Annotated in this window: 1 pseudogene; it reads right to left on the bottom strand. The window is 62.9% G+C overall.

The annotated features are described in order from the left end of the window. Positions 1–512: pseudogene (locus C5Y96_RS23730) on the bottom strand (tRNA uridine-5-carboxymethylaminomethyl(34) synthesis GTPase MnmE); the annotation flags it as partial. Positions 513–533: the final 21 nt, after the last annotated feature.

Here is a 533-nt window from a genome sequence, read left to right as displayed (position 1 = left end):
AGTTCCAGCAGCTTGGTCCTGGCATCGGCAAGCGGCGTCGATAGACCGCCAGCCAGCTGCGCGAGCGACTGCTTCAGCCGGGCATCTCCTTCGGCGTCGATTACGCCGAGCACCGCTTCAGCCTGGGTCAGATCGAGTCGCCCGGCGAGAAATGCCCGCAGAGTGAACTCGCCTGGCTCGGCCATCCGCGCCCCATTGCGACAGGCGGCGGCGACCATCTCTTCAAGCAACGGACGCGAGCCGATCGTATGGATCTCGATCGAAGGTTGCCGAGTATAGCTGCGCTGATTGGGCCAGTAATAGAGATCACAGGCCAGGCGAAGACCCGCGATACTTGCCGTCGCCGCCGATAATGCGGCGGCGCTGCCGAACGCAGCAGGCGGATCATGAAGTTCGATCCAGGTTCGCACGCAGTCATAGGCACTTTCGCCGCTGATGCGTACCACTCCCCGCAGCGCGCCGTTGCCTCCGCTTACGATCGCCACGATGGTGTCATCCAATGCGGCCGACAAAGACGCTTGTCGCTATCGCTA

It is taken from the genome of Blastopirellula marina, from assembly GCF_002967715.1.
Lineage (GTDB): Bacteria > Planctomycetota > Planctomycetia > Pirellulales > Pirellulaceae > Bremerella > Bremerella marina_B.
This window is presented reverse-complemented; position numbering and strand designations above follow the sequence as displayed.